General features: G+C 72.4%; 10 protein-coding genes. 5 read left to right on the top strand and 5 right to left on the bottom strand.

Annotated elements, in window-relative coordinates; all coding sequences use genetic code 11:
* From KN815_RS31155 to KN815_RS31135, 5 genes are all read left to right on the top strand, one after another.
* On the top strand, positions 1–2,870 hold a 2,870-nt coding region (locus tag KN815_RS31155), incomplete at its 5' end, for an acyltransferase domain-containing protein (protein ID WP_216345211.1).
* The gene (locus KN815_RS31150) at positions 2,867–3,208 is read left to right on the top strand and encodes an acyl carrier protein (protein WP_216345210.1); all 342 of its coding nucleotides are present in this window, start codon (positions 2,867–2,869) and stop codon (positions 3,206–3,208) included. The genes KN815_RS31155 and KN815_RS31150, both read left to right, overlap by 4 nt.
* Before the next feature lie 3 nt (positions 3,209–3,211).
* Positions 3,212–4,180 carry an alpha/beta fold hydrolase gene (locus KN815_RS31145; RefSeq protein WP_216345209.1) on the top strand — a complete coding sequence of 323 codons (969 nt, stop codon included), beginning with the start codon at positions 3,212–3,214 and terminating at the stop codon, positions 4,178–4,180.
* Positions 4,177–5,451 carry a glycosyltransferase gene (locus tag KN815_RS31140; protein ID WP_216345208.1) on the top strand — a complete coding sequence of 425 codons (1,275 nt, stop codon included), beginning with the start codon at positions 4,177–4,179 and terminating at the stop codon, positions 5,449–5,451. Before KN815_RS31145 ends, KN815_RS31140 begins: the two co-directional genes overlap by 4 nt.
* A complete protein-coding gene (locus tag KN815_RS31135) occupies positions 5,448–6,554 on the top strand; it encodes a class I SAM-dependent methyltransferase (protein ID WP_216345207.1) in 1,107 nt (368 codons plus the stop codon). Before KN815_RS31140 ends, KN815_RS31135 begins: the two co-directional genes overlap by 4 nt.
* Positions 6,555–6,637: 83 nt before the next feature.
* Here KN815_RS31135 and KN815_RS31130 read toward each other — a convergent pair whose 3' ends face one another.
* The 5 genes from KN815_RS31130 to KN815_RS31110 form a co-directional block, all read right to left on the bottom strand.
* Positions 6,638–7,432 carry an SDR family NAD(P)-dependent oxidoreductase gene (locus KN815_RS31130; RefSeq protein WP_216345206.1) on the bottom strand — a complete coding sequence of 265 codons (795 nt, stop codon included), beginning with the start codon at positions 7,430–7,432 and terminating at the stop codon, positions 6,638–6,640.
* Between the two features lie 184 nt (positions 7,433–7,616).
* Positions 7,617–10,151 (bottom strand): beta-glucosidase, encoded by a 2,535-nt coding sequence (locus KN815_RS31125; protein WP_216345205.1) that lies wholly within the window; start codon positions 10,149–10,151, stop codon positions 7,617–7,619.
* Positions 10,152–10,305: 154 nt separating this feature from the next.
* Positions 10,306–11,067 (bottom strand): GNAT family N-acetyltransferase, encoded by a 762-nt coding sequence (locus tag KN815_RS31120; RefSeq protein WP_216345204.1) that lies wholly within the window; start codon positions 11,065–11,067, stop codon positions 10,306–10,308.
* 119 nt (positions 11,068–11,186) lie between these two features.
* Complete coding sequence (locus KN815_RS31115; protein ID WP_216345203.1) at positions 11,187–12,323, bottom strand: amidase domain-containing protein; 1,137 nt, start codon at positions 12,321–12,323, stop codon at positions 11,187–11,189.
* A 154-nt stretch (positions 12,324–12,477) separates the two neighbouring features.
* On the bottom strand, positions 12,478–12,885 hold a 408-nt coding region (locus tag KN815_RS31110; protein ID WP_216345202.1), incomplete at its 5' end, for a cytochrome P450.

Below are 12,885 nucleotides of genomic sequence, written 5' to 3'. Positions count from 1 at the left end.
CGGCGGCCACGGGCCCGGCGGCCACGGGCCCGGCGGCGACGGGCCCGGGAGCCACGGGAAAGACGGCTGCGGGAAAGGCGGCCACGGGAAAGCTCGCCTTCGTCTTCCCCGGCCTCGAAGCCGAGTTCGTCCCCCGCGTGGACGGTGTCGCCGAGTACTTCGGGCTCTCCCGCCCCGCCGGGGACCGCTTCGGCGCGGCGGCCCGCGTGGGCGACATCGGCCGCCATGGCGTCGGTGTCTTCGGCGTCGGCCGGCTGCTGGACGCGGCGCTGCGGCGGATGGGGGTCGTACCGGACGCGGTGGCCGGCCACAGCGTGGGGGAGTGGACCGCACTGGCCGTGGGCGGCCTCTACGCGGGCGAGGAGGTCGACGCCTTCCTCGATTCCTTCGACCCCGACGCGCTGCGAGTACCCGGTCTGGCCTTCGCCGTCCTCGGCGCCGGTGCGCCACGGGTGCTCGCGGAGCTGAAGGCGCGGGCGGACGGCCGGATCGTGCTCTCGCACGACAACGCGCCCAGCCAGTCGATGGTGTGCGGACCGCGCGACGATGTCGAGGAGTTCGTCCGGGCCCTGCGCGCCGAGGGCGTGATCGCCCAGCTTCTGCCCTTCCAGTCCGGTTTCCACACTCCGATGCTGGCGCCCTACCTCGACCCCATCCGCGCCGTGACGGAACGCTTCGAGCTGCTGCTGCCACCCAGGATCCCCGTCTGGTCCGGGACGACCGCCGCACCGTATCCGGCGACCGAGGCGGAAGTGCGCGAGCTGTTCATCCGCCACCTGCTGGAGCCGGTGCGCTTCCGGCTGCTGACCGAGGCCCTGTACGAGGCGGGGTTCCGCGCGTTCGTCCAGGTCGGCACGGGCCAGCTCGGGTCGCTCATCGGCGATACGCTGCACGGTCGCGACCACTTGGTGGTGGCCGCCAACTCCCCCCACCGCGACGGGGTGTCCCAGCTCCGCCGCGTGGCCACGGCGCTGTGGACGGAGGGGGCGGAGGTGGACCCCACGCTGTCGCGTAAAGCCTCGCGCCCCACACCCACGCTTCCTCCGGTGGCGCTGGACCTGAACGGTTCACTGGTCTCCCTCGGCGAACCGAGGCTGAGTGAATTGCGCGATGAACTATCGCGAGCGGTGCCTCGGGAAGCGGGGCCGCGCCGTGGTGCTCGGTCGCCGTCGCCGGTTGCGGGTCGGGTGGTGCCGACCCGCCCCGCCCCGCTGAACGATGGCCCACCACCGTTGTGGGAAGCCGAACTCAACGCCCTGCTGGACGAGACCGCCACCACCGCGACAGCGGTCATCGCGGCGAGCCGCCCACCGACCCCGCGCACCCACGATCTGCGGGTCTCCACCGAGACCATGCCCTACCTCCATGACCACTGCTTCTTCCCGCAACGCCCCGGCTGGCCCGATGAGTCGGACCGCTGGCCCGTGGTCCCGGCCACCACCATCGTCCAGCACCTGATGGACACGGCGGAGCACACGGCGGCGGAGCACACGGCCGGAGGCGCCGTGGCCGTCGCAGTTCACGGCGCCCGCTTCGACCAGTGGGTGACGGCGGCACCCCCCAGCACCGTCCCCGTCACCGCGACGCCCGCCTCGGCGGGCCACTACACCGCCACCTTCGGCCGCAGCGCCCGCGCCACCGTGGAAGTCGCTCCCCGCCACCCCGCGGCCCGCCCCACCCCCTGGCCCATCGACCCCGCCACCGAGCGCGGCCCCGACCACACCGCACATCTCGTCTACGCCGAGCGCTGGATGTTCCACGGCCCGGCATTCCAGGGGCTCACCGCGCTCACCGCGATCGGCGATGCGCATATCCGCGGCACGATCACCACGCCCCCCGCGCCCGGAGCGCTGCTGGACAACGTAGGACAGCTCCTCGGCTACTGGATCATGGCGACCCGCACCGAACGGACCGTGGTCTTCCCGGTCGGCATGCGTCTGATGCGCTTCTTCGGCCCGCATCCGAGTCCCGGCACACCGGTGGAGTGCCTGATCAGGATCACCTCGCTGACCGATACCGCGCTGGAGGCCGACGCGCAGTTGCTGATCGGCGGAGAGGTGTGGGCGGAGCTGTCCGGCTGGCAGGACCGCCGGTTCGACAACCACCCCGACACCCGCCCCGTGGAGCGCTTCCCACAGCGCAACACGCTCTCCCGGCCCCAGCCGGGCGGCTGGGTACTGCTGCATGAGCGCTGGCCCGATCTGGCCTCCCGCGATCTGATCATGCGTAACCACCTGGGCAGCCACGAGCGCATCGGCTATGAACACCAGCCGCCACGTGGCCGCAGACAGTGGCTGCTGGGCAGGATCGCGGCCAAGGACGCCGTACGGCGATGGCTCTGGGACCACGGCGAAGGCCCGGTCTTTCCCGCCGAGATCGGCATACGCGACGACGCCCGTGGACGCCCGTACGCCATCGGCGTCCACGGCCGGACCCTGCCCGAACTGGCCCTCGCGCTGGCACACCGGGCGGAGGCCGGGGTCGCCCTGGTGGTGCCGCGTGCACACGGCGCCCCGGGCCCCGGTATCGCCATGGAGGAGGTGGCCGACCGCGACGACCACGCCCTCGCGACCGCGTTTGGCCGGGCCGCGAAGCAGGCGGTCGCCTCGGCGGAGGGCACCGGCCCGCGCGACCGGCCAGGTGACCTCACCATCGCCGAGGTACGGCCGGAAGCCGAGCACTCCGACCCGGCACCGACGGTCCGGCTCATCGTCGAGGTGGCGGCCACCGCCCCCGGGCAGCGCCCGCGCCGCTACCAGGTCCACTGCATCACCATCGCCAACCCGCCCGGACTGCCGGACCGGGACTACGCCGTGGCCTGGACGACCGGCCCGGACCACCAGGAACAGGACGAGGAGAGCGATCAGTGACCACCGTCAATCAGACCGCCACGGCACCCGCCACCGACGCGCCTTCCGACGACGCACCGGCCGTGCTCGCGGAGATATCCAGGATGCTCCGGACGATGCTCGACGAATACGGCCTCGACGACATCGAGGTCACCATGGAAACCCGCTTCACCCAGGATCTGGAGCTGGAGAGCATCGACCTGGTGGCGCTGGCCAGTGGCCTGGAGGCCCGGTACGGCAGACAGGTCAACTTCGCCGAGTTCGTGGCGGGCCTGGAGTTGGACGAGATCATCGACCTCGCCGTGGGACAGCTCGTCGAATACGTCGTCCGGAGCCTCAGGGCAGCCGGGGAGAGCTGACCCATGGCGATGATCGACACCGGCCGCGACACCTGCGACGGCACGAACAGCGGCACAGGCAGCGGCACAGGCAGCGGTACGGGCGACGACGCGGACCACGCCACGGATCACGACGGTCCGGATACCGGGCCGGACGGCGTCCGACTGCATGTCCAGCGGCTGTCCCCGCCCGACGGCCGTCCGCCCACCGCCATCGCCGTGCTCATCCACGGTCTGCTCACCGACTCCCTCGCCAGTTGGTACTTCACGGTGGCCCCGGGCCTCGCCGCCGCCGGGCTGGAGGTGGTGATGTACGACCAGCGGGGACACGGCCGCAGCGAGCGCCCCGGCTCCGGCTACCGGCTGGACACGTTCGTCACCGATCTGGAGCGGCTGCTCGACCGGCTGGACATCGCAGGCCCCGTCCATCTGGTGGGTAACTGCTTCGGCGGAACGGTGGCGTTCGCCTACGCCATGCGCCATCCGGAGCGGGTGGCCGGGATCGCGGTGATCGAGGCGCAACCCGCCACCGAGAGCTGGCTGACCGAGATCAGCGGAATCCTCCGGCGCGTCGTCGCCGAACTGGTGGTGCATGAGGCCGAGTCGCTGGCCTGGGTCAGCGCCAACCGGGGCGCCCACACCGCACGGCTGGCCAAGTCGGCCGCCCGCCTGGTGCGTACGACCACCATCGCCGAGGACGTACCGGAGAGCCGGGTGGTGAGCGAGGAGCAGATCGGCGCGGTGCGCTGCCCGGTGCTGGCCGTCTACGGCGCCGATTCCGAACTCGCCGGGCAGGAGCGGTGGCTGGAGTCGGTGCTGCCCGGCACCCGGACCGTCGTCCTGCCCGGACAGGGGCATTCGGTCCTCGCCGAGGCGCCCACCCGCATCCGCGAACTGCTGCTCTCCTGGATCCACGGGTGCGACCCGGCCACCGGCGTCCTGGGCACCGGCGCCCCGGCGGTGGATGCGCCCCTGGAGGCCGATGCCTCATGAGCGAACCCAGCAGAACGCAGGCAGCCCCACCCCGCATACCCCGTCGCTTTCTCTTCGTCGTGCCGCCACTGGTCGGCCACGTCAACCCCACCCTCGGCGTCGCGGCCGAACTGACCGCCCGGGGACACCAGGTGGCCTGGGCCGGGATGCCCGAGGTCGTCGGGCGGCTGACCGGGCAGGGGGCGATGGTCTACCGCTGTGCCGGGCCGGTGCTGGGCGAGGGCGGGGCGGGCCGGCCACCGGACGTCCGCGGCCCGGCGGCGCTGAGGTTCCTGTGGGAGCGGTTCCTGGTGCCGCTCGCCGAGGCCATGGCCCCGGGCGTGGCCAAGGCCATCGAGGAGTTCCGCCCCGATGTGGTGATCGCCGACCAGCAGACCGTGGCGGGCGGACTGGTGGCCGAACGGCTCGGGATGCGCTGGGCCACATCCGCCACCACCTCGGCGGAGTTCACGGGCGCGCTGGACGGTCTGCCCAAGATCGACGCCTGGCTGGCCGGGCAAATGGACGAGGTACGGGGCCGGATCGGCGATCCGGCGGGCACGGCCGATCCCCGGTTCTCACCGGAGCTGGTCCTGGCCTTCACCACCGAGGAGCTGGCCGGACGACCGGCCCGGGCGGGCGACCGCATCCGTTACGTGGGGCCGTCGATCGCCGAGCGGCCGGCCACGACGGACTTCCCCTGGGAGTGGCTGGACCCCGCGCGCCCCGCCGTCCTGGTCACGCTCGGCACCGCGAACACCGATGCCGGGGCGCGTTTCCTCACCGAGTGCCGGGCGGCCGTACGGGCCCGGGCCGGTCGCTTCCAGACGGTCATCGTCGACCCGGAGGGCGTACTCACCCCGGACGTCCTGGATACCCCGGATACCCCGGACGACAAGGATGTCCTGGTGTGCCGCTACGTCCCGCAACTCCCCCTGCTGAAAAGGGTGAGCGCGGTGGTGTGCCACGCGGGCCACAACACGGTCTGCGAAACCCTGTGGCACGGCGTACCGCTCGTCGTCGCCCCCATCCGGGACGACCAGCCGGTGGTGGCCGCGCAGGTGGTGGACGCGGGCGCGGGCGTCCGGGTCAGGTTCGGCCGGGCGAGGGCGGCCGGGCTCGGCGAGGCGCTCGACACCGTCCTGTACGAGCCGGGGTACCGCGTCGCCGCCGAGGGCGTGGGGGCCTCGTTCCGCGCGGCGGGCGGGGCCGTCGCGGCAGCCGGACATCTGGAAGCGCTGGCCACGAAGACCGGTGGCCATGCCACGCCGACTCCCGAGGGGGACCGATGAGCCGCACGTCCGACGCACCACGTACGCCCGCGAAGCCGTCGCGCGCCGAGACCGTCGCCGCGCTGCGCCCCCGCTACCAGGCCGATCTGGCGCGGGGCACCGGGCGGTTCTTCGAACCGCGTCGTACCGACTGCCCGTGGTGCGGCTCGACGCGGCTGAAGCGGCGGCTGCGCACCAGGGACCGCTACCAGAGCAAACCGGGCCGCTTCACGCTCGACGCGTGTGCCGAGTGCCGCCATGTCTTTCAGAACCCCAGGCTGAACGGCGACGGTCTGGAGTTCTACTACCGCGACTTCTACGACGGAATGGGGGAGATCGAGCTCGGCAACATCTTCGCCGGGCGGGACAAGGTGTACCGGCGGCGTGCGATGTTCCAGGGGCCCTCCGCCGAGCCCCCGAAGACCTGGCTCGATGTCGGCACGGGACACGGCCACTTCCCCGCGGTGGCCCGTACCGTCTTCCCCGGCACCCGCTTCGACGGACTGGACTTCACCGACGGCGTCGAACTGGCCGAGCGGACGGGGCGCGTAGACCGGGGCATCCGTGGCAGCTTCCCCGAGCTGGCCGAGGAGAGCCTGGCCGGGAGCTACGACGTGGTGAGCATGTTCCACTATCTGGAGCACAGCACCGATCCCCGCGCCGAACTCCGCGCGGCCCGGCGGGCGTTGCGCCCCGGTGGCCATCTGCTGATCGAGGTGCCCGATCCGGAGTGCTGGTTCGCCCGGCTGCTCGGCCGCTTCTGGCTGCCCTGGCTCCAGCCCCAGCATCTGCACTTCCTGCCGGTGGCGAACCTCCGGAAGGAACTGGACGCGCTCGGCTTCACCGTCATCGCCGAGGAGCACCGCGCACCGTCCGACACGGTCGATCTGCTGGGGGCCGTGTGGCTGTCGGTGAACGCGGTCATCCCGCCGGATGACGCCCCCTCGCTGCCGCGACCGCCCGGCCGGGCGCGCTGGCTGCTGCGCTGTGCGCTGCTGCTCGCGGCCGTCCCCGCGCTGATCCTCGCGACCACGCTGGACCGGCTGTTGCTCAAGCCGCTGGCGGGGTGGGGGAAGGTGTCCAACGCCTACCGGGTGGTGGCCCGGTGCGATGCCCCGATGTGATGCCCCGGCCCCGCTGAGGTGTCCCCCGTTGAGGTGCTCCCCGGGTCCCGTTTCGGGGCCCGGGGGAGCGGGTGACGCCCGCGTCAGGGGAGGATCGAGTCGACGTAGCCGCCGTCGGCACGCACGGCTCCGCCGGTGGTGGCCGAGGCGAGCGGCGAGCTGAGGTAGACCGCCATGTTGGCGATCTCCTCGGGCTCGATGAGCCGTTGGAGCAGCGACTGCGGCCGGTACTTGGCCATGAACTCCCGCTGGGCCTCGTCCCAGGGCAGCTCCGGGTCCACCAGTTCGTACACGAAGTCCTCGACGCCTCCGGTGTGGGTCGGCCCGGCGATCAGCGAGTTGACGGTGACGCCCGTACCGGCGGCCTCCTTGGCGAAGCCACGGGTGACCGCGAGCAGCGCGGTCTTCGACATCCCGTAGTGGATCATCTCGGCCGGGATGGCGACGGCGGAGTCACTGGCGACGTTCACGATCCGGCCCCATGAGCGTTCCTTCATCCCGGGCAGCAGGCTCCGGATCATCCGGACGGAGGCCAGGACGTTCACCTCGAAATAGCGCCGCCACTCCTCGTCGCTGATCTCCAGCGCCGGAGTGGCCCCGAAGATGCCGAGGTTGTTGATCAGGACATCGGTGTCCGGCACGGCGCCGGTGACCTCACGGGCGCCGTCCTCGGATGTGATGTCGCCGGGGGCGGGGATGAACGAGCCGCCCTCCGTGTCCTCCTCCAGCTTCTGGATGGCGGCTTCGACGGACTCCTGCCGGCGCCCGTTGATGGCGACACGGGCGCCCGCCCGCGCCAGGCCGGCGGCGATGGCGAATCCGATGCCCTGCGTGGAGCCGGTGACCAGGGCGGTCCTACCGGAAAGGTCGATCTGCACGGCGCTCCTTCGTCGATGCCTTAATGATTGCGTGCGCCATTAGTTGCACACGCGTCATACTAGCGTAGTCGTCGTATGCGAAGGCGGCCACGAGCGACGGGACTTCGACCAAGGGCGACGGGATCTCCGGCCACGGCCACGGGGCTTGCGACCACGGCCGACTGGGCTTCCGGCCGCCACCGGTCTAGGCCCCGTGGCGGACCTCGATCTGCCCGCGCAGCCGCGGATCGCGGGAGGAGGAGCCCACTTCCACGGTCCGGCGCCCGGTGCCCAGCACCCAGCCATGCCGTTCGGTGTCCCAGGAGGACAGCGTCCGGGCGGCCACCCGCACCGTCACCTGCCGCGCCTCACCGGGCCGCAGATGGATCCGCCGGAATCCGGCCAGGGCCCGCTCGGCCTGGTCGAGCGGCAGCTCGGGGGAGGGCCCCACATACACCTGGGCCACCTCCGCCCCGGCCCGCCGCCCGGTGTTGCGCACGGTGAAGTCCGCCTCCAGCCCGCTTCCGTGTCTTCGCAGCCGCAGCCCCGCATAGGCGAAGGCGGTGTACGACAGGCCGTGGCCGAAGGGGAAGAGCGGCCGCACACCCTCGGCGTCGTACCAGCGATAGCCGACCCGGATGCCCTCGGAGTACTCCTCACGGCCGTCCACCCCGGGGTAGCGCCGGGGGTCTTCGGCCATCGGATGGCGGTCGTCGGAGACGGGGAAGGTCTGGGTGAGCCGCCCGCTGGGGTTGGCGTCGCCGAAGAGCAGGGCGGTGGTGGCGGCGGCGCCCTCCTGGCCCGGGTAGTACATCTGGAGGACGGCGCCGGTGCGGTCCAGCCAGGGCATCGAGGTGCACGAGGAGGTGTTGAGAACCACGGTGGTGCGCGGGTTGGCCTCGGTGACGGCGGCGATCAGCGCGTTCTGATGGCCGGGGAGGGCGATGGTGGTGCGGTCCCTGCCCTCGGTGGCGTCCTCGTGGGCGAAGAGCACCACACTGTGCGCGGCGCGGGCGGCGCGCACGGCCTCGGCGACATCGGCGGCGCGAGTGGCGGAGGTGGTGTGGCGCAGCCGGAAGGCCAGCCCCTTCCCGCCACCCTTGGCAGTGACCTTCAGCCGGTGCTCACCCGCCGTCAGCGCGACGGCCGCCCGGCGCACGGCGAGCCCGTCCGGGGCGGCGCTGAGGAAGCCACCGGTGAAGTACTCGCCCAGGCCGGGCCGGAACGCAAACAGCTCCTCGCCGTCCAGCAGGACTTTCGGGCGGCCGGTGGGCGGGCCAGTGAAGTGCAGGACGAACGTCCACTCATCGGCCTCGGCGGTGGTGAGGGTGCCGTCGTAGCTCCAGCTCTTCCCCGCCGCCACCTTCCGCTCGTCCAACCCGGTGGCCGGGGAGAGCATGGCGGCGGGGAGCTTCTTGCCGAACACGTCCTCGCCCAGGGCGTAGTCCACCCGGGCCCCCTTCCCGGCGCGCTCGCGCATCGCCTCCAGTGGGCTCGCGGGGTGGTCGGGGACCACATGGGCGCTGCCGCCGCCACTGACGAAGGGGATGACACCGGCGGGCCCGACGACGGCGATCGACCGGGCGGCGGGCCCGGTCAGCGGCAGTGTGCGGTGCTCATTGCGCAGCAGGATGCCGCCCGCCGTCGCCACCTTCAGCGCGGTGCGCGCCCCGGCCCCGGGGCCTCGTCCGGGCCGTGGCGGGGCCTCGCCGTCCAGCAGGCCGAAGCGGTCCATGACGGTCAGGACGCGGCCGGCCGCGCGGTCCACCTCGGCCTCCGGTACGGTCCCGTCGGCCACCGCCCTGAGCAGGGCCGCGCCCAAGTACTTGCCGTCGGGCATCTCCATGTCGAGCCCGGCGCCGAGGGCCGCCACGGTGCTGTGGGCGGCGTGCCAGTCGGTCATCACCCAGCCGTCGAAGCCCCAGTCCTCGCGCAGCACTCCGGTCAGCAGCGGCTCGCTCTCGCAGGCGAAGGCCCCGTTGACCTTGTTGTACGCGCCCATGACCGCCCCCGCGCCCGCCCGTACGGCCGCCTCGAAGCCGGGCAGCTCCGTCTCCCGCATCGTCCGCTCGTCGACGACGACATCGATCGACTCCCGCTCGTACTCCTGGTTGTTCAGGGCGAAGTGCTTGACGGTGGCGATCAGGCCCTCGCCCTGGATGCCACGGACCTCCTCGGCCACCAGCTCGGATGCGAGCAGGGGGTCCTCGCCGAAGGTCTCGAAGTTGCGCCCGGCGTACGGGGTGCGGATGAGATTGACCATGGGGGAGAGCAGCACATCCTGGTCCAGCGCGCGGCCCTCGCGCCCGATGGTGCGCCCGTACTCCCGCGCCAGGGCCGGGTCGAAGGCGGAGGCGAGCAGCACCGGCGCGGGCAGCGCGGTGGCCCGCCGGGTGACCCGTACCCCGGCGGGCCCGTCGGCGAGGCGCAGCGGTGGAATGCCGAGCCGGGGGACACCGGGGATGTAGCCCGCCTGCCCGAGGCTCAGGGGATCCTTCGCGCCGTGCAGCAGGGAGACCTTCTCCTCGAGCGTCATCCGGCCGATGAGGGAGTCCACCAGGGAGGCCGCGGGACCGCTCCCGGGACCGGGCGCGGATCCGGTGCCGGGACCGGGCGCGGATCCGGTGCCGGAGGCGGGCTCGGCCGCGGCCGCCGGCCATCCGCCCCCGCCGGTGGCGGCGACGGCCATCGCCCCTCCCAGGAAGGACAGGGCGGTACGTCGTGACAGGGCGCCCGGCATGGCGTCACTCCATCTCTCGCGGCTCGAAGACGTGTGTGTACGCAGGCGTGCTGACGTTGCTTCGGTGTCCGTCGGGTGAACACCGTGCGGACATCACATCACGGGGTCGGCCGCTGGCCGGTGTGCGCCGGGATTCGGGATCGAGGTGTCGGGCTCAGTGCGCGGCGATCCGCGCGGCCACGCAGAGGTCCTCGTTGCGGTAGCCGAGGCGGGTGTAGAGCCGTTCGGCGGGGGCGTTGTCGGCGAGCTGCCACAGGGTGCAGAAGCCGTGCCTGCGTACGGCGTACCGGGTGAGCCAGGAGGTCAGCGCCGCGCCGAGCCCCTGGCCGCGCTGCCGGGCGTCGGTCGCCACCGACGCCATCAGCGGGGCGCCGCTGTCCCGCAGGCTGCTGAGGGCGCCGCAGGCCACCAGCCGCCCGTCCTCGTCCCGGATCCCGGCCCATAGGCTGATACCCGAGGAGCCGGGACCGGTCGAATGGCCCGGGCTGTGCTCCCGGAGGAAGGCCAGCAGCTCCTCGTGATGGTGTTCGCCGAGCTCGACCACCCGCTCCTCACCCGGATGGACGGGCGGCTCGTCCGGTGTCCAGCGGAAGACCCACTCGACCACATCGGCCAGCGGCAGATGGCGGGCGACCAGGGCGTCGGTGCCGCGGGGCCCCGTGAACTCCCTCACCTCGTCGGGCAGGCGCTGTGCCGCGCCCAGCACCAGCCCGGCGGCGGCCACCGGCTTCCCGACGCTCCACACATGGCCCCGGGAGCCGTCGAGCCAGGCCACGGCTCCGGGGCCGGACCAGCTCAGCCGGCCGGCCGGACGTCGGCGCGCCGCGCCGAAACGCAGCAGGGCGGAGCCCGGGCGGTCCTCCAGGCCCTGGGTGAACAGATCCGCGGTGCGGGGAGGGAACGTCGTGGACTGCATCACTTTCGGCGGGTCGAGGAGAAGGGAGGGGCGGTCCACTGTGACATACCGCCCCGGGCCGGGGGCAAATGCGGTGGCCCCCCGGGAGGGGCGGGGTCCACCGCCACGGGGAGGCGGGCTCAGGTGCGGTAGGCGTAGTAGGCCGAGGTCGGGTACGAGGCGATGATGCTGGCCACGGACCTCCGGTAGGTGTTGACCGAGTGGTAGGTCAGATACGGGACCCCGCTGGAGCTCCGGTAGGTGACGACCATGGTGTGGTCCTTGGACCCGTCCTTGTCGAAGTCCATCTGCATGACGTCGCCGACGCCCATGTAGTAGACGTTCGCCAGGTTGGTGGCGCGCTTGGAGTCCAGCGTGAACCACGACCACTCGTTGGCGCCGACCCAGGACGTCGACTGGTACGAGGTGTCGTACCACCAGCTCCGGTAGTCCTCGGCGTCGCCGGACTTGTTGGCCCAGCCACCGGCCTTCAGGGCCTGGCTGACGAAGTTGGTGCAGTCGCCACCGGCCTCGTTGAACTTCCGGTAGGCGGGGTTGTAGTTCTGCCAGTACTTCTCGGCGTACGAGGCCATCGCCGCGTAGTCGTAGCTTCCGGCGGGCTTCGTCTGCGGCCGGGACGGCACCGAGATGGCGGCGGGCGTCGCATCGGGCAGGGCCGTCGTCCTGGCCGCCACCGGCACCTTGGCGGGCTCGTTGACCGCCAGCGGGCCGTCTGTGGTCGAGGTGAGGCCGGTGAGCTGCCACTTCCCGTCCGCGGTGGCGGCGAAGCTCAGCCGGTGGTGCGCCTGGAAGCCGGTCGTCGCGGGCTCGTCGCCGCGTATCTTCTTGTAGGCCAGCGTCGTGGTCTCGGTGGCCTGGACGGTGGCGTGCCCGGCCTCGACCCGCACCCGGTCCACCGCCACCCGGGTGTCGGCGGATGTGTACGCCTCGCCCAGGGCCGCGAGCCGCGCCTTGCGTGAGCGCAGCGTGGACAGCGCGGCGTCCTCGGCCCGGGTCTGGCGGGCCGACAGACGGACGTTCTTATCGGCGAGCGGGGCCGCGCGCCGCACCGACTCCTTGGTGTCCAGCAGCGCCGCCGTGCGCTGGGTCAGCACCGCGTCGGCCAGGCGCCCGAAGGACTGCGCGGTCGCGGTGTCCACGGTGCCGGCCGCCGCCGGGCCCTCCGCCGCGCTCGCGGCGGAGGCGGGCAGGACCACGGCGGACAGGGCCGCCGTCAGCACCGCCCCCACGGCGGATCTGAAGGTCGTTGACTTCACGTGTATTTCCCCTCCACACCCCCGGCCCGGACGGACCGGGGTCACCGAATCATCACATGAACTCCGTGTGTGTGAAGGTCATGTGATGATTTCGGCTGTGCGGAGGCGGGCCTGTTTCGGCGCCGTATGGGGGGCCGGGTCGTGTCCGGCGTTGTCACCAGGTGACGGGCAGTTCATGCGCTCCGTAGATGATCATGTCGCTGCGCATCCGGACCTCCTCCGGGGGCACGGCGAGCCGCAGCCCCGGGAACCGGCGGATCAGCCCGCGGTAGCCCGACACCAGCTCGATCCTGGCCAGATGCTGACCGAGGCACTGATGGATGCCATATCCAAAGGCCAGATGGCTGCTGCGGGGGCGCCCGACGTCGAGCGTGCCGGGGTCGTCCACCAGTGCCGGGTCCCGGTTGACCGCCGGGACCGAGACTGCCACGGACTGGCCCGCCTTGACGGTGACACCGCCGACGACCACGTCCTCCAGCGCGATGCGAACGGGGAAGGCGTTGACGATGCTGAGATAGCGCAGCAGTTCCTCGACGGCTGTCGGAAGGAGCGACTCGTCGGC

This window comes from Streptomyces niphimycinicus (genome assembly GCF_018883605.1).
In the GTDB taxonomy this organism is placed as follows: domain Bacteria; phylum Actinomycetota; class Actinomycetes; order Streptomycetales; family Streptomycetaceae; genus Streptomyces; species Streptomyces niphimycinicus.
Note: the sequence above shows the minus strand (reverse complement) of the source record. Positions and strands in the feature narration are given on the sequence as shown.

What these genes read in the sequence shown, in the direction of transcription:
- KN815_RS31145 (WP_216345209.1), top strand. Translation starts at nt 3,212, where the DNA reads ATGGCGATGATCGACACCGGCCGCGACACCTGCGACGGCACGAACAGC.
- KN815_RS31140 (WP_216345208.1), top strand. Translation starts at nt 4,177, where the DNA reads ATGAGCGAACCCAGCAGAACGCAGGCAGCCCCACCCCGCATACCCCGT.
- KN815_RS31135 (WP_216345207.1), top strand. Translation starts at nt 5,448, where the DNA reads ATGAGCCGCACGTCCGACGCACCACGTACGCCCGCGAAGCCGTCGCGC.
- KN815_RS31125 (WP_216345205.1), bottom strand. Translation starts at nt 10,151, where the DNA reads ATGCCGGGCGCCCTGTCACGACGTACCGCCCTGTCCTTCCTGGGAGGG.
- KN815_RS31120 (WP_216345204.1), bottom strand. Translation starts at nt 11,067, where the DNA reads ATGCAGTCCACGACGTTCCCTCCCCGCACCGCGGATCTGTTCACCCAG.